This is a genomic window from Polycladidibacter stylochi, from assembly GCF_001562055.1.
GTDB lineage: Bacteria > Pseudomonadota > Alphaproteobacteria > Rhizobiales > Stappiaceae > Pseudovibrio > Pseudovibrio stylochi.
This window is the reverse complement of record NZ_LLWE01000024.1, coordinates 377,762-397,107: the sequence shown is the minus strand read 5'-3', so window position 1 is coordinate 397,107 and position 19,346 is coordinate 377,762. Positions and strand designations below refer to the sequence as shown.

20 protein-coding genes are annotated in these 19,346 nt (G+C 47.1%); all 20 read right to left on the bottom strand.

Going from position 1 to position 19,346, the window contains the following annotated elements:
* Positions 1 to 5: 5 nt before the first annotated feature.
* Positions 6 to 665, bottom strand: coding sequence for an RNA-binding protein (locus AYK67_RS08210; protein ID WP_208976241.1), 660 nt, complete (start codon positions 663 to 665; stop codon positions 6 to 8).
* Between the two features lie 88 nt (positions 666 to 753).
* Positions 754 to 2,430, bottom strand: a complete 1,677-nt coding sequence (nusA, locus tag AYK67_RS08205; protein ID WP_068084757.1) for a transcription termination factor NusA — start codon at positions 2,428 to 2,430, stop codon at positions 754 to 756.
* 88 nt (positions 2,431 to 2,518) lie between these two features.
* Positions 2,519 to 3,109, bottom strand: a complete 591-nt coding sequence (rimP, locus tag AYK67_RS08200; RefSeq protein ID WP_068084754.1) for a ribosome maturation factor RimP — start codon at positions 3,107 to 3,109, stop codon at positions 2,519 to 2,521.
* Between the two features lie 323 nt (positions 3,110 to 3,432).
* The gene (gene trmB, locus AYK67_RS08195; RefSeq protein ID WP_068084751.1) at positions 3,433 to 4,119 is read right to left on the bottom strand and encodes a tRNA (guanine(46)-N(7))-methyltransferase TrmB; all 687 of its coding nucleotides are present in this window, start codon (positions 4,117 to 4,119) and stop codon (positions 3,433 to 3,435) included.
* Positions 4,120 to 4,294: 175 nt separating this feature from the next.
* The gene (metK, locus tag AYK67_RS08190) at positions 4,295 to 5,479 is read right to left on the bottom strand and encodes a methionine adenosyltransferase (RefSeq protein WP_068084750.1); all 1,185 of its coding nucleotides are present in this window, start codon (positions 5,477 to 5,479) and stop codon (positions 4,295 to 4,297) included.
* A gap of 124 nt (positions 5,480 to 5,603) precedes the next feature.
* The gene (locus AYK67_RS08185) at positions 5,604 to 6,011 is read right to left on the bottom strand and encodes a helix-turn-helix domain-containing protein (RefSeq protein ID WP_068084747.1); all 408 of its coding nucleotides are present in this window, start codon (positions 6,009 to 6,011) and stop codon (positions 5,604 to 5,606) included.
* Between the two features lie 213 nt (positions 6,012 to 6,224).
* Positions 6,225 to 7,838, bottom strand: a complete 1,614-nt coding sequence (gene lnt, locus AYK67_RS08180) for an apolipoprotein N-acyltransferase (RefSeq protein ID WP_068084744.1) — start codon at positions 7,836 to 7,838, stop codon at positions 6,225 to 6,227.
* A 50-nt stretch (positions 7,839 to 7,888) separates the two neighbouring features.
* The gene (locus tag AYK67_RS08175) at positions 7,889 to 9,025 is read right to left on the bottom strand and encodes a transporter associated domain-containing protein (protein ID WP_068084741.1); all 1,137 of its coding nucleotides are present in this window, start codon (positions 9,023 to 9,025) and stop codon (positions 7,889 to 7,891) included.
* A 43-nt stretch (positions 9,026 to 9,068) separates the two neighbouring features.
* Positions 9,069 to 9,578, bottom strand: a complete 510-nt coding sequence (gene ybeY, locus AYK67_RS08170) for an rRNA maturation RNase YbeY (RefSeq protein WP_068084739.1) — start codon at positions 9,576 to 9,578, stop codon at positions 9,069 to 9,071.
* A complete protein-coding gene (locus AYK67_RS08165; protein ID WP_068084738.1) occupies positions 9,571 to 10,635 on the bottom strand; it encodes a PhoH family protein in 1,065 nt (354 codons plus the stop codon). The genes ybeY and AYK67_RS08165 overlap by 8 nt, the downstream gene beginning before the upstream one ends.
* 193 nt (positions 10,636 to 10,828) lie before the next feature.
* The gene (miaB, locus tag AYK67_RS08160) at positions 10,829 to 12,214 is read right to left on the bottom strand and encodes a tRNA (N6-isopentenyl adenosine(37)-C2)-methylthiotransferase MiaB (RefSeq protein WP_173645109.1); all 1,386 of its coding nucleotides are present in this window, start codon (positions 12,212 to 12,214) and stop codon (positions 10,829 to 10,831) included.
* A gap of 172 nt (positions 12,215 to 12,386) precedes the next feature.
* A complete protein-coding gene (olsA, locus tag AYK67_RS08155) occupies positions 12,387 to 13,208 on the bottom strand; it encodes a lyso-ornithine lipid O-acyltransferase (RefSeq protein ID WP_068084736.1) in 822 nt (273 codons plus the stop codon).
* Between the two features lie 6 nt (positions 13,209 to 13,214).
* On the bottom strand, positions 13,215 to 13,649 hold the full coding sequence (locus tag AYK67_RS08150; protein ID WP_068084733.1) for a Fur family transcriptional regulator: 435 nt from the start codon (positions 13,647 to 13,649) through the stop codon (positions 13,215 to 13,217).
* 60 nt (positions 13,650 to 13,709) lie between these two features.
* Positions 13,710 to 14,198: a ribosomal protein S18-alanine N-acetyltransferase gene (rimI, locus tag AYK67_RS08145; protein ID WP_208976240.1), complete on the bottom strand. Its 489-nt coding sequence runs from the start codon at positions 14,196 to 14,198 to the stop codon at positions 13,710 to 13,712.
* Positions 14,195 to 14,875: a tRNA (adenosine(37)-N6)-threonylcarbamoyltransferase complex dimerization subunit type 1 TsaB gene (gene tsaB, locus AYK67_RS08140; protein WP_068084732.1), complete on the bottom strand. Its 681-nt coding sequence runs from the start codon at positions 14,873 to 14,875 to the stop codon at positions 14,195 to 14,197. The genes rimI and tsaB overlap by 4 nt, the downstream gene beginning before the upstream one ends.
* 106 nt (positions 14,876 to 14,981) lie before the next feature.
* Positions 14,982 to 15,545 carry a NifU family protein gene (locus tag AYK67_RS08135; RefSeq protein ID WP_068084730.1) on the bottom strand — a complete coding sequence of 188 codons (564 nt, stop codon included), beginning with the start codon at positions 15,543 to 15,545 and terminating at the stop codon, positions 14,982 to 14,984.
* Between the two features lie 237 nt (positions 15,546 to 15,782).
* Positions 15,783 to 16,277 (bottom strand): universal stress protein, encoded by a 495-nt coding sequence (locus tag AYK67_RS08130; RefSeq protein WP_068084728.1) that lies wholly within the window; start codon positions 16,275 to 16,277, stop codon positions 15,783 to 15,785.
* Between the two features lie 96 nt (positions 16,278 to 16,373).
* Positions 16,374 to 17,678 (bottom strand): ATP-dependent protease ATPase subunit HslU, encoded by a 1,305-nt coding sequence (gene hslU / locus AYK67_RS08125; RefSeq protein ID WP_068084725.1) that lies wholly within the window; start codon positions 17,676 to 17,678, stop codon positions 16,374 to 16,376.
* On the bottom strand, positions 17,675 to 18,775 hold the full coding sequence (locus AYK67_RS08120) for a hypothetical protein (RefSeq protein ID WP_068084723.1): 1,101 nt from the start codon (positions 18,773 to 18,775) through the stop codon (positions 17,675 to 17,677). The genes hslU and AYK67_RS08120 overlap by 4 nt, the downstream gene beginning before the upstream one ends.
* Complete coding sequence (gene hslV / locus AYK67_RS08115; protein WP_068084718.1) at positions 18,762 to 19,322, bottom strand: ATP-dependent protease subunit HslV; 561 nt, start codon at positions 19,320 to 19,322, stop codon at positions 18,762 to 18,764. Before hslV ends, AYK67_RS08120 begins: the two co-directional genes overlap by 14 nt.
* Positions 19,323 to 19,346: the final 24 nt, after the last annotated feature.

Below are 19,346 nucleotides of genomic sequence, written 5' to 3'. Positions count from 1 at the left end.
TGCCTTTAGTCCTGCGCTACTGCACCCTTTGCCTTGATCAACTCTTGCGGTAATGGAACTTCTCGATACTTCGCAAGCCTTTGTGCTTGCGCCCAGAAGTTTCTTCCCGCCTGACCCGGCAGCAGTGCAGCATGTATCACGTTTGCCCGCCCTAATGACAAACTCATTTGGGCCGAGGTAAAAAGACGAATCACACCTTGCAAATTCGTCTTGCTGTTTACAGAAGCGGCAATAGCCGCCAATTTTTTTGTGCCATCTTCAGAGGCATCAGTGGCATGTACCAGAGCTAAAACCTGCTCAGATCGAAGCGCTGCTTCAACCTTAGTAAAACCGGTAGAAAGATCTCCAGCTTTACGGCTCAACGACATTGCTGCCAATGCCATTTGCTCCAGCATATAATCCAGTTGGTCGGCCAAACCTTCTTCAGCTATTACCTGCTCCTTAAAGCCACGGGCAAAAACATTACGTTTTATTGCCTCTTCGACTTTTGATCGCTTTGCTGTGACCCATACTCCCCGCCCAGGAAGTATTTTTTTCACATCAGCAACAACGCTACCGTCGGGTGCCAATACAAATCTGACGAGCTGTTCAACCGGCTTCACTTCTCGTGTTACTGCACATGTGCGCTCAGTCGGTTCGTTTTTTCTTGGCACGCTCTTCGACAAGCTCCCGTCATTACCATGTTTAATCCAAGCTGTACCCAATCGCTTGGATCCAGCTTGGATATAAAATTCGACACTACTTGAAGCCTATTTACTCAGCCTTTGGGCTTTCAGCTTCTTCTGCAGCGTTGTCTTGCGCCAAATCTTCGTCCACGTCAACCGCATCTGCATCAAATTCGGCGTCTTCTTGCGACTCTTCGTCCTCAGGCTGATATAAATCGGCTTCATCTATCCATCCGGCAGCAACGCGTGCGCGCATTACGATGCCTTCCGCTTCTTCACGAGATAGATTGAAGCGACTTAATGCCCCTTCGACTTTAATCGTCTCATTCTTTTTGCGCTCAGTGTAACCAACAAGATCATCTGTAGAGCAGCCTGCAAGATCTTCCATGGTTTTGACATCGTCTTTACCGAGGGCAACCAACATGGCTGTTGTCAAACCGCTAAGCTCGGCAAGCTCATCGGCAACACCCAATTCCTGGCGCTCTGCAGTTAACTTGTCTTCCAACTCCTGCAGATAATCGCGAGCGCGCGCTTGAATCTCTTGCGCTGTATCATCATCGAAACCTTCGATTGAAGCAATCTCGCCAAGCTCAACATATGCGACTTCTTCAATCGTATCAAAACCCTCTGATGCTAACAGCTGGCTTACAGTTTCATCAACGTTTAGAGCTTCTTGGAACAGTACCGAGCGCTCTTGGAATTCTTTCAAGCGACGTTCGGATTCTTCTTGCTCCGTCATAATATCGATGCCCCAACCGGTTAGCTGGGAAGCCAAACGAACATTTTGGCCACGGCGGCCGATAGCCAATGAAAGCTGATCGTTTGGAACAACAACTTCGATGCGCTCAGAGTCGTCATCCAATACAACTTTAGCAACTTCTGCCGGTTGCAGCGCGTTTACAATAAAGGTTGCCGGCTCTTCACTCCAAGGAATGATATCAATCTTCTCGCCTTGGAGCTCGCCCACTACAGCCTGAACACGAGAACCACGCATACCAACGCAGGCACCTACCGGATCGATAGAACTGTCTGTCGAAACCACAGCAATCTTCGCACGGGAGCCTGGATCACGCGCCACAGCTTTAATTTGGATCACACCATCATAGATTTCCGGCACTTCCTGAGAAAACAGTTTTGCCATAAATTGGGGGTGTGTACGAGAGAGGAAAACCTGTGGACCTCTTTGCTCTCGGCGCACATCATAAATAAGCGCCCGAATACGGTCTCCATTGCGGAACACTTCACGCGGGATAAGCTCATCGCGACGCACAATGGCCTCGCCCTTACCGGTATCAACAACAACATTGCCGTACTCGACACGCTTCACAACCGCATTGATGATTTCGCCGACACGATCTTTGAACTCATCGTACTGCTGGTCGCGCTCGGCTTCCCGTACTTTTTGCACAATAACCTGCTTAGCAGACTGGGCAGCAATACGGCCAAAATCTAACGGTGGCAACGTCTCTGGCATGAAGTCGCCCAGCTCGATATGCGGGTTTTGCTCTTTGGCATCTACAAAGGCAACTTCGGTGGAGTAGTTTTCGACTACCTCAACGACCTGCAACAAGCGCTGCAAACAAATTTCACCCGTTTTAGGATTAATTTCCGCCCGGATTTCCGCCTCAGTTCCGTAGCGTGAACGCGCCGCCTTTTGAATCGCATCTTCAAGCGCTGCTATGACGATACCGCGGTCAATCGACTTTTCACGAGCAACAGCATCTGCAATCTGCAGCAGTTCAAGCCTGTTAGCGCTGATAGCCATGTCTCATCAACTCCTTGTATGCGCCACCCCTAACCTTGGCGCTACCATTGTTCCGACAAGTTACTCAATATCTTGTAGTTCGAGTAACCTAATGCTTATAATAGTTGTCGTCGTCTACGGGTTCGCCTCGTGCCGCACGCGCCGCTTTATCAGCTTTGAGCGCTGCATCTATCAGATCATCCGTAAGGATAAGTCTTGCCGATCCCATTTCGTTAATTGGCAGTTCCACCAGATCACTTTGTCCAGTCGCAACATCGCTCAACCGTAATTGGGCAGTATTATTTTCAGCACCAACTATACGACCGCGATAGCGCTTACGGCCCAATTGGGCCACACGCATTTCAATTTTCACTTCATGACCAGCCCAGCGGGTAAAGTCGCCAGAGCGCACCAAAGGCCTATCGATACCGGGGGAAGAGATTTCCAAATGATACGCTCCGGAGATGGGATCATCCACATCCAGCGCAGGTGATACAGCGTTTGAGATTTGTTCACAATCCTCGACACCCATCGTGCCGTCCGGGCGCTCTGCCATAATTTGCAGTGTGCAGCCATTGTTGCCATTGATCTGGATACGCACCAATCGATAGCCCAAGTCTTCGACAACTGGCTCTACAATTTGTGCGACACGGGCCTCTAACCCTTGTTCCTTAACAATTCTTGGATCGTTTACGTCCACTTTTCACCTTACCGAATGGCCATTTGGGTAACTACCCGACCTTGACCCTTTTTCACAGAGCTGAGAATACTTGATAAGCCTCAAACTCACGCCGTTTATTATGAAGCGCGCCATCAAAAATGAACCGTCAAATTCAATGGAACGTGGTCCACTGGCTTTAGGTAATAAAAAAGAGCGGGTCCGGTTTGCGGCCCACTCTCCCAACGCTCTACCGAGCCAACAGAGATTTATTGGATGGCAATATAGCCTTTTCGCAGAGGTTTGCAACAAAAAACATTCACCGTGTTTAATCGGGGCTATATGCACAGCTTTCGCACAAGGAACTAAATCCTACGGAAGGTAAGATATCGCCCTATTCGACCTTCTTTGTGCGCTTTGCGCTCATATCTTGTGCCCGGCCAATTAGCCCATGGTTTACGCCAATCATCCGCACACTGCGCAGTCCATTCAAATAGCGGGTGTTGGCGACAGTGAGAAAGCGTCCAATCAACATATGTATCAATATCACTCGCAAATCGATATTGCTGATTTGGCTTTAGCGCCCTCGCTATACGCGTTAGGTTTTTCTGGTTCACAAAACGGCGCTTCCAGTGTTTCTTTTTCGGCCACGGGTCTGGGTAGAGCTGATAAACCATGTCTAAAGATGCTTCAGGCAACCAATCTAATAAGTTGACCGCATCATCATCGTAGATCAATGCATTTTGTAGCTGATTGTCATAGACATTGGATATTCCCTTTACCAAACCACTTTGGAAAGGCTCAACACCAATAAAACCGATATGGGGATTTTCTTTGGCGCGATGAATGAAGTGCTCACTGCCACCGAAACCGATTTCAAGACATACCTGTGATACATCCGCCCTAAAAAGGCTTTTTATGTCTTGCGGACACGGTTTTGACATATCAGGGGTGATGGTCGGATAAAACTCTTCCAACAATTGAGTTTGGCGGGTGCTTAGTGGTTTACCAACGCGGCGACCGAAAAAGGATCCTTTATAATGGTCCGTCATTCTCTTTCACAGGGCCACGCAGCAGCCCAATCTTCCTAATTTACGACAAGGCAAAGTCACCAGTGCCTTGTTTACATCTACAAACCGCGCCCCGAAAAGCTGTTCACTTTATCAGTGCGCGGTTTTTTCATTACTCAGATAGTTCCTTAATAGAAATTACTTGAGATTTAAACGGCTAAGCAAACTCTTTTTGCACAACATCGCGTAGGGCATGCACCAAGTCTAACCGCTCCCACGAAAAGCCGCCATCTAGCTCTGAATCGCGGCCAAAGTGCCCATAAGCTGCAGTGCGGGCATATATTGGCTTATTGAGGCTCAAATGCTCGCGAATACCACGGGGTGTCAAACTCATGACTTCACGCAGAGCGGCTTCTACAGAGCGGGCCTCGACTTTACCGGTTCCGTGCAAGTCCACAAACACGGATTGCGGCTCTGCTATGCCGATTGCATAGGACAGCTGAATGGTACAACGATCAGCCAGATCCGCAGCAACAACATTTTTCGCCAAATAGCGCGCAGCATAAGCTGCCGAGCGATCCACTTTTGTTGGATCTTTCCCAGAAAATGCTCCGCCGCCATGCGGTGCTGCACCACCATATGTATCAACTATGATTTTGCGGCCCGTTAACCCGCAATCGCCATCAGGACCACCGATAACGAACTTACCTGTCGGATTGATGTGCCAAATCGTCGAGGGGGTAATCCAATCGGCTGGCAATGCTGCGCGGATATACGGCTCCACCACCTCACGAACATCTTGCGAGGTCATAGTCTCATCAAGGTGCTGTGTGGACAACACAATAGAGCTCACACCAACCGGTTTGCCGTTTTCATAGCGAACCGTAACCTGACTTTTTGCATCTGGACCCAGCGTCGGCTCACGACCGGATTTACGCGCCTCAGCCAGAAGACGTAAAATTTTGTGGGAATACAAAATTGGCGCAGGCATCAATTCAGGAGTTTCGCGGCAAGCGTATCCGAACATTATGCCCTGATCCCCTGCCCCTTCATCCTTATTGGAAGTGGCGTCAACACCTTGAGCAATGTCGATAGACTGGTCGTGAAGCAGAACCTCAATGTCCATGTCTTTCCAATGAAAGCCCTCTTGTTCATAGCCAATATCTTTCACGGCCATGCGGGCTATATGGGCTAGGTACTCTTTTGAGAGCGTTGCTGGACCCCGCGTTTCGCCAGCGATTACCAAGCGATTTGTTGTTGCCAGAGTTTCACAGGCAACGCGCGCTTCAGGCATTTCAGAGAGGAATGCATCAACGATCGAATCCGATACGCGATCGCAAACCTTATCGGGATGACCTTCAGAAACGGATTCTGAAGTGAATTCATAATTTTGACGAGCCATGGGCAAACGTCCTTCTGGGAAGATAATAGAATGAAGCGACGGATTGCCGCCGCTTCGACCTACATCAACCAAGGTTTTGCGGATACGTCAAGCCCAATCTCAGAAAGTTAGGGGCTACGATTTTTTAATCGGAGTCGCCTGCTATGCTACGTACTAGCTCAACAACCTTTTTTCTAACCTTCGGATCTTCAATCCTTACAAAGGCTTTATTCAGGGCTAAGCCATCGGATGATGACAGGAAGTCAACCACATAGCTGGTTTGTGGATTGTCACTAACACCTTGCACACTTTCGGGTGAGCCTGGCGCATCTTCAAAGAAAAAGGCAACCGGTACTTTGAGTATGGTGGCAATATGCTGCAAACGGCTTGCACCGATGCGATTGGTACCTTTTTCGTACTTCTGGATTTGCTGGAAAGTAATTCCTAGACTCTCACCTAGCTTTTCTTGGCTCATGCCTAACATCATTCGGCGCAGGCGGACCCTGCTACCAACATGGATGTCGATGGGATTCGGTGCTTTTTTGCTGGGCATTACGCTTGGCCCTCTTCTTAAGGTTCTTACGGTTGCTAGCCGAAAGCAGGTTACAGACCGTTCGGGTCCTTGTTTTTATCTATAAGTGCACTAGCAAGGCGCACTTTTATTCACAAGCAAGGCTTGGCGACTACTTGCAGATGCAGTGCAAACAGTATCGTCCCCTACGTAAACTCCTAGCTTGCATATCTTGACGATATTTCTTGGCGTTCGTCAATCTCTGCGCGTAGGTAATAGACCCTCAATTACCAATAGGAAACTAACAAAACCTAGAATAACAACCCCAAAAATGTAATTACCCCAACGTGCATATAATGTCGCTCCATTGTATTTCACTGGATGCACTGTGAAGAAACCCCTCGTTTCCACTTCTAGTTTCTCTAGGATATTTCCATGTATATCTATCGCAGCAGATATACCGGTATTTGCCGCACGAACAAGGGGGATACCTTGCTCTACGGCACGCATTTTCGCAAGTGACAAGTGTTGATAGGGGCCAGCACTGCTACCAAACCATGCATCATTAGTCAGGTTTGCTATAAAATCTGGTCTTTGTGTCACATTTAGGCGCGTTTCAGGGAAAATCGCTTCGTAGCAAACAAGTGGTTGAAAACTTAAATCGCCGCTGAGTTTTATAGGACGGTAGCTTAATCCGGGCGAAAAATCTTCTGGTAAGCTCACCAGTTTTTTTACACCTAGAGATGTAAGAAAGTTTCCATAGGGTAAGTATTCGCCAAACGGAACCAGATGAACTTTATCATAAACATCAATTATATTAGCATCTGTATCAAGCGCATATACAGAGTTGTAATATCTCACAGTATTCTCATTACGCTGGACTCGTATGGCACCAGCAACCAAAACAGCATTTGGGGGCAGGGTTTTCGCTATTTTTTGTAGGGCCTCCGGAGTTTGTGTAAGAACAAAAGGAAAAACAGATTCTGGCCAAATAACAACTTGCTTTTGTTTTGGGTCCGTACTTAACAGCGCCTTTTGAGTAAGTTCGAGATATAGCGGCAAAAGCTTATCGCGCATCGCTGGTGCCCACTTATCCTTTTGCGCGATATTGGGCTGGATAACGGTTATTTCAACAGGAAGCTCCACTATATCGCCAGTGCTTGTTACGCGCGAATAACCAAACCCCCAAAGAGCAATAAGAGATGCAAGGGCGCAGTAATTTATAAGCTTTGCTTTGTAGGGCACCACATTGATGAAGGCAGCTGGAGCTGAAAAAATAAATAGGACTAACGCACTTAAACTATAAGTACCGCCTATAGACAAAAATTGAAGTAGATAGACATTTTCTGCAAATACAGCAGACCATAAATTCCACGGAAAACCAGTAAAAAGGGTCGCTCTTGCAAAATCAGCGAGAGCCAGCGCAATTATAAAGACAAAAAATCTTGACGCGTTCAAACGCCACAGAAAACTTATGCTCGCTGTTATTATGGCTGGAATAAGAGCCAGAACGAGCGGCAAGCCCAATACGGCAAGCGGTATCATCCAAGCATATTTATCTGCCTCGACAAGGAATGCTTCGGCTATCCACCAAAGAGAGGCTACAAATAAAGCCGTCGAAAATGCTAATGATACATAAAAGAAATTCAGCCAACGCCGGCCCAACTTGCCTCGCGTCCCTGAGTAAGCGCTATCCAACAACCAAAGGTAAGAGGGAAGCGTTAACCACAAAACCGGAAAAAGGCCAAAGGGTGGAAACGCCAAAGCGGATAAGGCACCCATTAATGCTGCCAAAGCGAGACGCCGCACACCCCATGACAATACCAGTGGGCGTGCCCATTTATCTGCCAGGGTTATTCCGAATCCCATAGCCCCTCCACCTACCAATTACCTTAACTATTAAAACTAATTTGGTTTTATTACTCTGCAGCCTCAGGCCGACGCGTACGATTGCGCGTTGCACTCCCACGCTGATCGGCACGACGTCGATACACGCGTAGCCTTTTTATTCTGCGCGGATCAGCATCAACCACTTCAAACTCAAAGGCCGGCAGCTTTTTATTACATATCAACTCACCGCGTACCGGTACTCTATCTAATAATGTGAATAGTAGCCCGCCCAATGTATCGACTTCATCAGCTTCTTCGACAACCTTAAAGTTTGTCATCAGTTGCTGCTCCAAATCTTCAAGGTCGATACGCGGATCAACACTCCAAATCCCCTCGCCTACCGGCGTAATCATTTCCTCTTCATCTTTATCGTGCTCATCCTCAATATTGCCAACAACAGTTTCAACAATATCTTCCAGGGAGACGAGGCCATCTGTACCGCCATACTCATCAATTACAAGTGCCATTTGCACCCTAGTAACCTGCATTTTATTCATTAAATCCAAAGAGGACATCGAGGGCGGAACAAAATGCAATGGCCGGATTAGACCTGTTGCAGTTAACGGGGTGGATAGGTCAAGACAAGAGAAGTCCATAGCGCTTACCGGGCTATCATCCTTAGCGCTTTTTCTCTTTTCACTTAGTTTGGGAGTTTCGTTATTATCAACACGCTCGGCTTCTTTAGAGAAGTAAGACATCAAGTCTTTTATGTGCACCATACCGCGCGGGTCGTCCAGATTATCATGATAAACCGGCATTCTAGAGTGACCCGAGGATTGAAACAGCGATAGCACCCTATGTAGAGCCGCATCATCCTCAACAGCAATGATATCCGCTCTCGGGATCATAACATCTTCCACACGAGATTCTCTTAGTTGAAGAATATTCGTGAGCAATTCTTTTTCTGTTGCGGAAAATGCCGCCTCCGAGCCCTCACTATCGCGCGCCAATTCATCTTGTAAATCAGCTCGTAATGATGCACTCGCACTTTTACGAATTATTTTAAAAGGATTAATTTTCGACAACACACCCCATGATGCTTTCGTTGCCAGGGCTGAGCTTTCAGCCTCCTCGCTTGCAGTTTCGTGCAAATCCGGATTTTCAACGGGGCTTGTTGTTGGGGAGCTTGTACTCCCATCGGTACTTCGTGGTTCTGAAGCGTTCATTGTTTTCCTGTTTCACTCCATCCCGGATTGCGGGCAGGTGAGTTTACTCATCGATATGTAAAGGCATATCTTTATAGGGATCTGGAATTTCAAGAGCCGCGAGAATAATACGCTCTTCTTGCTCCATTTCCTCGGCCTCCTCGCTTGTCATGTGATCATAATCAAATAAATGTAATAGCCCGTGAATCATTAAATGGGTAAGATGGTGTAAAAAAGGAATAGCCATTTCCCTAGATTCGCGCTGTACAGTCTCCCAAGCAATTACGATATCGCCTAAAAGCGGCCCAAATGGCAGCGTATCACCTTCATCCCCTGGAAAGGATAGGACATTGGTTGGTTTATCTTTTTCACGCCACTGCCGGTTTAAAACGCGTATATTCTCATCATTCGTGAATACCAGCGATACTTCCGAGGCCGGTGCTATTGGCAAGTCAGCAACCAAAAATGCTTGTGCAAATGCTTTTTGGGCCAAGACAAGCAGCTCTTCCTCTTGCGGCCAACTATCTTCTTCTATGGTTACATCAATATGAACCGGGCATACAGGCTCACTCATCGATAGAGACTTCTTCTCGGTTTGCCTCGATATCGGCTGACTCTTTATGCAATTGATTTTGTAGAGTTTGTTGTATCATTCGCCGCTCGCTACGCTGACGACCATCTTCATCATAAGCGTGGACTATTCGCGCAACCAACTCGTGCCGAACAACATCGCTTTCGGTGAAATCAATTCGTGACACACCTTCGATACCAGTGAGTAAGCGCAAAGCCTCTTTAAGTCCAGAAACTTGGCCACGTGGCAAATCCACCTGCGATGGATCACCTGTTACGATCATTTTAGAATTTTCGCCCAAGCGCGTTAGAAACATCTTCATTTGCATGGAGGTGGTGTTTTGCGCTTCATCTAGAATAACAACAGCATTGGAAAGCGTACGCCCGCGCATAAATGCAAGCGGCGCAACTTCAATAACTCCGCTTTCCAGCCCTCGCTCTAGCTTCTCGGGTGAAAGCATTTCGTTCAAACCATCGTAAAGCGGCCGCAAATACGGGTCGACTTTATCTTTCATGTCACCTGGCAAGAAACCAAGGCGCTCGCCTGCTTCAACGGCAGGGCGCGACAAAATCATGCGATCAATTTGCCCCTTTTCCAGCAAAGCTGCCGCATAGGCTACCGCCAAAAATGTTTTACCGGTCCCTGCCGGCCCAACACCAAAGGTCAAATCTGCGCGGTCCATTGCTCGTATGTAGGCATCTTGCGAAGCAGTACGGGCAACAAGTGTTTTTCGCCTTGTCGTGATTTGGGCAAAGGCCATACGAGATTGCGGTTCAACCTTTGGCTCAGGTTTCTGGGCCTCTGCCGTTTCAGCCATACGAATGGCACCATCTACATCACCTGGATGTACCTCGTGACCCTTTTGAAGACGGTCATACAGGCTTTCGAGCGTTATTCGGGCCTGTTCGCAAGCAGCCTTTGCTCCGCGGAGCGTCACTTGATTGCCTCTAGCGACGGCATCCACCCCTAAGCGCTGCTCGATAAGGGCAAGGTTTTGATCAAACTGACCAAACAAATCGCCGATTAGGCGATTATCATCGAAAGCCAGTACAACATGCATTAAATCAGATGCTGCGACCGGCTTATTTAAAGCCCCAGATTGGGACTTCGACTGAGGGCTACCCTTCAAACAGAACCTCCGTGGTGTAGGTGGCCGAAAACACAAGACAACTATATTTAGTTATATGAGCGTTCAAAACGTCAAGACCACCAATAACTACCACAGATGCTATTTTTCTCAATACTAAGAGTGCCTAGTTTTGTATCAGTTTACCTTGCAAGCTATTTGCTGTTGCCGCGAGGATTTCGACCTCGGCAAATTCGCCGTACAACTCGCTTGGCGCTTCTACATGCACAGGCTGTAGCCACGGGGAACGCCCTGAAAGCTGCCCTTGCTGGCGGCCTCCTTTTTCAAACAGAACATTAATTTTCTGCCCTGTGAGCGAGTGATTAAATGCTGCTTGCTGGCTTGCCAGAAGAGCTTGAAGCTCTGCCAAGCGCTCCGATTTTACATCTTCATCAACCTGGTTCTCAAGCGTTGCACCCGGAGTACCCGGACGCGGACTATATTTGAAAGAAAATGCAGAGCCGTATGTTACCTTTTCGATCAAATCCATCGTATCGCGAAAGTCTTTGTCGGTCTCACCAGGAAAACCAACAATGAAATCACCAGAGAGCGCAATATCTGAGCGTACTTCACGTATACGATCAATCAAGCGGAAGTAATCATCTCTCGTGTGTTTCCGGTTCATCGCTTTAAGAATTGCATCTGAACCAGATTGAACTGGCAAGTGCAAGTAGGGCATCAAAATATCGAGATCACGGTGTGCGGCTATAAGTGCGTCGTCCATATCACGTGGGTGAGAAGTGGTGTAGCGCAGGCGATCAATACCATCTACTTCTGCGAGTTTGAATAGCAGCTCGCCAAGCCCCCATTCACGACCATCGCTTCCTTGCCCGTGCCAACCATTGACATTTTGGCCAAGCAAAGTAACTTCGCGCACCCCAGCGGCAGCCAACCTTTGTGCTTCACCTACGATTTGGTCCACACTGCGGGAGACTTCCGCACCGCGCGTATAGGGAACCACACAGAACGTACAGAACTTATCGCAGCCTTCCTGAACAGTTAAAAAAGCTGTTACGCCCCGTTTTCTAACCGCTTCTTTTGAAGGGGTTGCCAAGTGTTTGAACTTCTCCTGAATATCAAATTCAGTTTCAACCACTTTTTCACCACCAGCAGCCTTACCTAGTAACTCTGGTAAACGATGGTAACTTTGGGGACCAACAACTAGATCAACAACCGGTGCGCGCTTGGATATTTCCGCACCTTCAGCCTGCGCGACACAACCTGCAACACTCACCATCGTCTTTTTGCCAGCGTTGGCTCTGCTGTCTTTTATTTTTCGAATTCGGCCAAGCTCAGAATAAACCTTTTCGGCCGCCTTTTCACGAATATGGCACGTATTAAGAATAACCAGATCAGCATCTTCGGGCGTATCGGTCGGGATGTAACCATCTGTTGTCAGTGCGTCATTCATACGATCAGAATCATAGACATTCATTTGACAGCCATAGGTTTTTATAAAGACCTTTTTATCGGCTTTTCCCTTAAGAGCGTCAGGTGTCTTCTCACTGTTCATTTTTGTATTCTGATCTTCTAGTTTTTGTTCCATCGGTTCCTCAAGCACTGACATTGGCAGCGCCCTTTGCGCACATTTTGCTACTGCTGCTCGGCGAAGAGTTTTACGCAGCCAGCTTTAAGCTATTTTTTCCTTAAAGAGAAGCTTTAGTCGTGATTGATTAGTTTGCAATTTAGACCAAACTGCGGTCGTCGGCCAAAACAGGACAATTAAGCAATGCATTCGCTGTCATTTGCCGAACTTCTTGCTCAAGCCTGGCGGTAATTGCCTTGCGACTTGCCCCTTGATCTAGAAGGATAGGCTCACCCCAATGCAATGTGACATCAATACCACCCTCTTTCAAAATGTGCCACAAATGGCTTGCTAGCTCCATATCGCCATACCAGGCAACGATTGGCCGCCAATGACGCCCCATTGGAAGACCGTGAAAATGCGTATACGAAATTGAAAGGGGTTGGATATACGCCGCATTTTCTTCATCCCTACCAACATCCATGGCATGATGGACAGCGCCCACAAGCGCAGAGCGGAATGGTAGCACTTTATTGCCATTCGATGAGGTGCCTTCTGCAAACAGCAACATGGCATCGCCTTGAGCCATTCTCTCAGCAATTTCCTTCGCGACTTTGCCCGTTTCGGAGCGGCGAGAGCGATTTACAAAAACAGTTCTTTGCAATTTAGCGAAGAGGCCAAAAATCGGCCAACCCGACACCTCTGATTTGGCGACAAAACTAAGGGGCCCTGTTGATCCTATGCATAAAATATCCAGCCAAGATGAATGGTTAGACGTAACCAGAAGTGGGCGATTTTTTGCAATATTCCCAACTTGGCGCACGCGTACACCTAATGCGCGAAGCGCAACCCTATGCCAAAGCACGGGTATATAGCGTTGAAGTGGCCACTTAAATTTTGTCGCAAGCCATTGTGGCAGAATTAGCAATAAAGTTACCATTATTAGAATGGCAATGGCAATTGTGGCTCTAAGACGCGCCATTAAAATTTAGCCTTTGTCTTCATCTCCAAGCGGAACTCCATAGAGCTCCAAACGGTGATCCACCAGTTTAAATCCAAGTTTTGCTGCAACTTCTTCCTGCATAGTTTCTATTTCTTCACTGCGGAACTCGATAACATTTCCGGTACGAAGATCGATCAAGTGATCGTGATGCTCATCTGAAACGGTCTCATAACGTGAACGGCCATCGCGAAAGTCATGACGCTCAATAATTCCAGCATCTTCAAACAGCTTCACTGTTCGATAAACAGTCGAAATAGAAATTTTCGGGTCCAGAGCAACGGCCCGCCGATACAACTCTTCAACATCTGGATGATCTTCAGCCGCTTCAATTACTCCAGCAATTACACGGCGTTGATCAGTCATCCGCATACCTTTTTGGGTACACAGTTCAATTATGGTTGTTTCACTTTCTGCGGTCATCAGCCCCTCAACCCTTCAGTACGTGATCCTGAAATATTAAATTGAATCTTTTAGTACCACTTACAGCAAGCGGCATTGCATTACCAGTGCTGTTCCACTGCCTTTTGATGCAGCGTAATAACCTTTGCGCTCTCCAACTTGTTTGAATCCCAAGCGCTTGTAAAGAGACACTGCTGTTTGATTAACTTCATCCACTTCAAGAAACAAAGTCTCGACACGTTCCGAGTATAAACGAAACATCGCTTGCTGCATCAGCTTTCTACCAACACCTAAACCTTGATAGTTGGGATCAACAGCAATAGTCAGAACCTCGGCTTCACCGGCAATGCTACGTATAATAACAAAACCGCTTGTCAATTTTCCAATAAAGGCGCCTGATTGCCTCGCGATAAGTACGAAAACGCCTTTTTGCTGATAAATGGATTGAAGCTCAGCTGTGCTCCAGTAATGGGGAAAGCACGCCTGATGGATTTTTGATAGTCTGGTTAAATCTTGCGGTTGTGCCTCTCGAAATACAGGGGGACGCATCAACCAATGCTTCATATTCATAATCGCTGTACTTTGCCTTTTTGGCCTGGCACTGCATCTGGCGCTCTTAAATATAAAGGTTTTGGCGCTTCTTGTTTTATAGGTGCGCTTGCACCAAGTTTCGCAATGTGCTCAATGGATGCTTTTGTAATTTGTAATGCTACTATTTTTTGCTCATCACTGGCAAGCGCTACGATTTCTTGTGCTGCTGTGCCTGCGACAGCAATGCCATTTGTTAAATGCTCTTTGATATCATCATAGTTTGACACAAACGGCTGCGAGCACTCATTGCCATACTCATCAAATAACTGACAAAAAATTTCATTTCTTTTTGCATCCATCGCCACAAGCAGTGGTTTTTCGCAGAATTCGGCATGTCTAGCTTCATGTGCGATAGCTTGTAGCGTGGTAACACCTAGAACCGGTTTTTCCAGCACCAGCCCGAAGCCCCTTGCAATAGAAAGGCCTACCCTTAAGCCTGTAAAGCTTCCTGGACCGACATTAACCACTACCCGATCCAATGCCGTAAATGGTGTTGAGGCTTCTGCCATAACAGCGGCAACCATACCCATTATATGCTCAGCATGTCCCCGCCCCAAATCCTCACTATGAAAAGTGACGTTTTCGGAGTCGTTTTCAGATGTCAAGACAGCTGCCGCACAGGCGCTGAGGGCTGTATCAATAGCGAGTAGTTTCATATTACAGGAGTAACTCTAGACGTCTTTTCTGTCGACCAGGCTATTGGATTTACCCCTTTAGTCTGGCCTATATTAAAGGATTATAATTGAGGGCAACTACTGCCTATTAATTAATTTGTCTGACCTCTTGCACTTCCGGAATAAAATGACGCATCAGATTTTGAATGCCATGCCCAAGAGTTGCGGTTGAGGATGGACAACCGGCACATGCGCCACGCATGGTGAGGTAAACAATCCCCTCTTTAAAGCCTCTAAAAGTAATATCGCCACCATCTTGTGCAACAGCCGGGCGCACGCGGGTTTCTAAGAGCTCTTTAATGGTGTTGACGATTTCTTGATCTTCAGGTGCAAAAAATTCTTCGCCCAAATCATCGTCTCCAACGCGCTCGCCTTCTAAGATAGGCGCACCGGACATAAAGTGCTCCATAATAGCCCCCAATATAGCGGGGCGCATATGTTGCCAATCGGTTTCATCTTTCGTCACAGTGATAAAGTCATGACCGAAGAAAATTCCGGTAACACCATCAATTTGGAACAGGCGCTTGGCAAGCGGCGATACTGCGGCTTCTTCTGGGCTTCGAAAATCTAACGTACCCTCTTGTAAAACAATGCGTCCGGGTAGGAATTTCAAAGTTGATGGGTTTGGGGTCGCTTCGGTCTGGATAAACATCGATTGAATCCGTCGTCGTTGTTATTCTCCTGCAAACATTGCGGAGAAATTTTTATTATCTCATATACACCATTTTTCAAAAACGAAAGTGGCAGTTGGAATACTAATAGCTACCAAACTGCACTTATTGCTGTACTGCAATGTATCTAATCAATAACTATGGGCCGCTAATGCATCATTATTCAAGGTTGACGCATTAAGCTTGCATCAAGGATCCGAGGATTTACTCACTGCGATTTATGCAAGTGCGTCAAGTGCTTCATCGTCCAAATTCCCAGGGACAATTGTTATGGGTATCGGGAATGAACCTGATGATTTACCCGCAATTGAAGAAACAAGCGGGCCGGGGCCCTCTTTAGCTGTACCTGCTGCCAGAACCAGAATGGCGATGTCAGCATCGTCGTCTATCAACGTTATGATCTCGTCAGAACGATTGCCTTCACGAATAACAAGCTCTGGTTCGGTTCGAGCTGCAGAGCGAACTATTTGTGCCGCTTTTGCCAAGGTCGTTTCAGCTTCTTCACGTGCTTCTTCACGCATTATGTCTTCAACACCCAGCCAGTGTTGAAAATTACTTGGAGCGATTACATAGAGCAATAGCAGTACACCGCCCGTACGTGCTGCGCGTTTTGCAGCATAAACTAAAGCGCGCCCACACTCCGGCGTATCATCGACAACAACCAAAAATTTTCGGCGGTGTCCCTCTTCATTACTTTTTCGTATCGCAACCATGGAATCAAATTGCCATTAACTACAGAACACGGCAAGCCCCAAGAGATGCTATACCGTGTTCTTGCGCAACCAATGTGTGCAAAAATATAACGCAATTTAGAGAATAAATTGCGATAGATCGACATTCTTGGCCAATTCTCCGATGTTCTTACGAACATATTCGGCATCAATAACCAGTTTTTCACCGCTACTATCAGGTGCCGTGAATGAAATATCATCCAAAACCCGTTCCATAACGGTTTGCAGACGTCTTGCTCCGATATTTTCTATATTTGCGTTGAGATCTACCGATATTGTTGCAATTTCATCTATCGCATCATCGGTGAATTCCAGTTCAACCTGCTCGGTTGCCATTAATGCAACATATTGCTTGATCAAGCTGACCTCGGTATCTTGCAGGATCGAGCGGAAATCATCCTTAGTCAGTGCGCGTAGCTCGACGCGAATTGGCAAGCGCCCTTGTAACTCTGGTAGCAGATCCGAAGGTTTTGCCACATGAAAAGCACCTGATGCAATAAACAGGATATGATCGGTTTTTACCGGTCCATGCTTGGTTGTTACCACTGTGCCTTCAATCAACGGCAGTAAATCACGCTGCACACCTTCGCGCGAAACCTCTCCACCATGGCGGCCATCGCGTGCACAAATCTTGTCAATTTCATCAAGAAACACAATACCGGCATTCTCGACCAGCTCAATAGCTTCTTGTACAACCTGCTCTTCGTCAAGCAGCTTGTCGGATTCTTCAGCAAGTAAAATCCGATGACTTTCAGAAACCGATGTCCGCTTGGATTTAGTCTGATTGCCAAAAGCTTTGCCTAGCATATCGGAGAGGTTCATAACTCCAATGCTACCGCCAGGCATACCCGGTATATCCATGGAAGGCATTTGCGCCGGGGCTTGAACTTTTATTTCAATTTCGCGCTCGTCCAACTCGCCTTCCCGCAGTTTTTTGCGGAAGGTATCACGCGTCGCCTCACTGGCATTTTCGCCCACCAAGGCATCAAGTACGCGCTCCTCTGCCATCACATGGGCTTTGGCTTCTACTTCCTTGCGGGCTTTTTCACGCACCAATGTGATGCCGGTTTCAACGAGATCGCGTACGATTTGCTCTACATCACGCCCCACATAGCCTACCTCGGTAAACTTGGTTGCCTCCACCTTGGTGAAGGGCGCATTTGCAAGCTTAGCCAGACGGCGAGAGATTTCGGTTTTACCAACGCCTGTCGGACCAATCATCAAGATGTTTTTCGGCAGGACTTCCTCGCGTAAATCATCATTCAGCTGTTGACGCCGCCACCTGTTACGCAACGCAATAGCTACAGCCCTTTTGGCATCATTTTGGCCGATGATGTAGCGATCCAGTTCTGAAACGATCTCACGCGGTGAAAAGTTCGTCATTGTTCTGCTTTCTGATTTGTATTCACAGCAGGCACCAATTGTGCCAATTTTGTATTTTGAAATGGTTTCATGACAAATGTACGCAAAGGCACCCAACCAGCGCCGAGGGAGAGTACAAAAACGCCGAGGATTCCTAATGATAAGGCGAATATATTACCACCGCTTAGATCCAAATAATTTAATAGAACACCGATGGAGACTCCCACATAACCTAGAGCAGCAGCAAGCATGGCCCTGCGATCCAGAATAAGCGCGACAACACCCAGTACAGCAATAATCATGAGAGAAACAACCAAAGGGCACTCCCAATCATAATTATCTCTAATTATGGCGATGAGACCATGTACCAATAAGGGGGCCGCCAGTAAGTGGAGCCAAAAAGCACGGTCTGAGTTCAACGTTACTCTTTCAGTATCTTTTGAATCATAAAAAATAGCAGCAGCAAAGACGCAAATCCCTGAAAGAACGGATAAAATATTTAAATAACTAAAGGCATCAAAACCAACTGCTGACATTATCAATAGTATTGTAAGGATTAGGTGTCCTGCCATTAATGCAAGGATGATTGGTAGCTTAAATCTTAAGTGGTAGCCATATAAGATACCGCCAACTATGAGCGCCATAACAACAAAGAGACCTTTTTCATCCGTCGAAGATAGCTGAAAAAACGCCTCGCTGAACTTGATTGCCTTTGCATTGGCGATCAATAGCAAGCCCAGAATAGAAAAACTTATATAAGACATGATTGCAAGCAGTATGGATGGCAAAATGAGCCTTTGCCGTTTTGTAAAATACTCTGCAAGCAACCATAATGCTATTGAGAGGACAGCATAACAGACCGCTTGAAGGGCAGTATTTTTGTCTGTGAGTGTCGCGAATGCGACTACTGCCCCTATAAAGAAAAAAAGGAGTCCCATCGAGATAAAAATATCGTGGAACCCGCGAATAAAGCGGGTATTTTCGCGATCGGCTTCGCTCATTTGCGCTGCCGGTCTACTATCCGTCGTAGTATTTAAAAAATTGAATAGTGCGTCTGCCTGCTGCTTAGAAATGAGCTTTTCGTCAGCAGCAGCATATAGGCGCTCAAGCGTTATCATCCAGGCTCTCAACAGTTAGGTTATTGTTGGTGTATACGCAAATTTCTGCGGCAATTTCCATGGATTTACGGCAAATGGCTTCTGCATCTAAATCGCTATCAGCCAGTGCACGCGCAGCTGCCAGTGCATAGTTCCCACCTGAGCCGATTGCCATAATGCCATTTTCAGGCTCCAGTACATCGCCTGTACCGGTGAGAATGAGTGAAACTTTGGCATCTGCGACCAGCATCATTGCTTCCAAGCGACGTAGATAGCGGTCGGTTCGCCAGTCTTTTGCCAACTCCACGCAGGCGCGCATTAGCTGGTCGGGATGCGCTTCAAGCTTCGCTTCCAAGCGCTCAAACAAAGTGAATGCATCTGCCGTAGCACCAGCAAAACCTGCGATAACTTTACCCTTTGCTAGCGGGCGGACTTTGCGGGCTGTTCCCTTAATAACTGTTTGGCCCAGTGACACCTGGCCATCACCAGCAATAACGACCTTCCCGCCTTTTCTCACTGACAAGATTGTAGTGCCATACCATTTGCTGGGGTCTTTATGCTCGCTCATTTGTATTCCTGCCATCGCTGGTGA

Excerpts from the sequence above, each read along its gene's own strand:
- nusA (WP_068084757.1), bottom strand. The coding sequence starts at position 2,430 with ATGGCTATCAGCGCTAACAGGCTTGAACTGCTGCAGATTGCAGATGCT.
- trmB (WP_068084751.1), bottom strand. The coding sequence starts at position 4,119 with ATGACGGACCATTATAAAGGATCCTTTTTCGGTCGCCGCGTTGGTAAA.
- metK (WP_068084750.1), bottom strand. The coding sequence starts at position 5,479 with ATGGCTCGTCAAAATTATGAATTCACTTCAGAATCCGTTTCTGAAGGT.
- AYK67_RS08185 (WP_068084747.1), bottom strand. The coding sequence starts at position 6,011 with ATGCCCAGCAAAAAAGCACCGAATCCCATCGACATCCATGTTGGTAGC.
- lnt (WP_068084744.1), bottom strand. The coding sequence starts at position 7,838 with ATGGGATTCGGAATAACCCTGGCAGATAAATGGGCACGCCCACTGGTA.
- AYK67_RS08175 (WP_068084741.1), bottom strand. The coding sequence starts at position 9,025 with ATGAACGCTTCAGAACCACGAAGTACCGATGGGAGTACAAGCTCCCCA.
- ybeY (WP_068084739.1), bottom strand. The coding sequence starts at position 9,578 with ATGAGTGAGCCTGTATGCCCGGTTCATATTGATGTAACCATAGAAGAA.
- AYK67_RS08165 (WP_068084738.1), bottom strand. The coding sequence starts at position 10,635 with ATGCATGTTGTACTGGCTTTCGATGATAATCGCCTAATCGGCGATTTG.
- miaB (WP_173645109.1), bottom strand. The coding sequence starts at position 12,214 with ATGAACAGTGAGAAGACACCTGACGCTCTTAAGGGAAAAGCCGATAAA.
- olsA (WP_068084736.1), bottom strand. The coding sequence starts at position 13,208 with ATGGCGCGTCTTAGAGCCACAATTGCCATTGCCATTCTAATAATGGTA.
- AYK67_RS08150 (WP_068084733.1), bottom strand. The coding sequence starts at position 13,649 with ATGACCGCAGAAAGTGAAACAACCATAATTGAACTGTGTACCCAAAAA.
- rimI (WP_208976240.1), bottom strand. The coding sequence starts at position 14,198 with ATGAATATGAAGCATTGGTTGATGCGTCCCCCTGTATTTCGAGAGGCA.
- tsaB (WP_068084732.1), bottom strand. The coding sequence starts at position 14,875 with ATGAAACTACTCGCTATTGATACAGCCCTCAGCGCCTGTGCGGCAGCT.
- AYK67_RS08135 (WP_068084730.1), bottom strand. The coding sequence starts at position 15,545 with ATGTTTATCCAGACCGAAGCGACCCCAAACCCATCAACTTTGAAATTC.
- AYK67_RS08130 (WP_068084728.1), bottom strand. The coding sequence starts at position 16,277 with ATGGTTGCGATACGAAAAAGTAATGAAGAGGGACACCGCCGAAAATTT.
- hslU (WP_068084725.1), bottom strand. The coding sequence starts at position 17,678 with ATGACGAACTTTTCACCGCGTGAGATCGTTTCAGAACTGGATCGCTAC.
- AYK67_RS08120 (WP_068084723.1), bottom strand. The coding sequence starts at position 18,775 with ATGATAACGCTTGAGCGCCTATATGCTGCTGCTGACGAAAAGCTCATT.
- hslV (WP_068084718.1), bottom strand. The coding sequence starts at position 19,322 with ATGAGCGAGCATAAAGACCCCAGCAAATGGTATGGCACTACAATCTTG.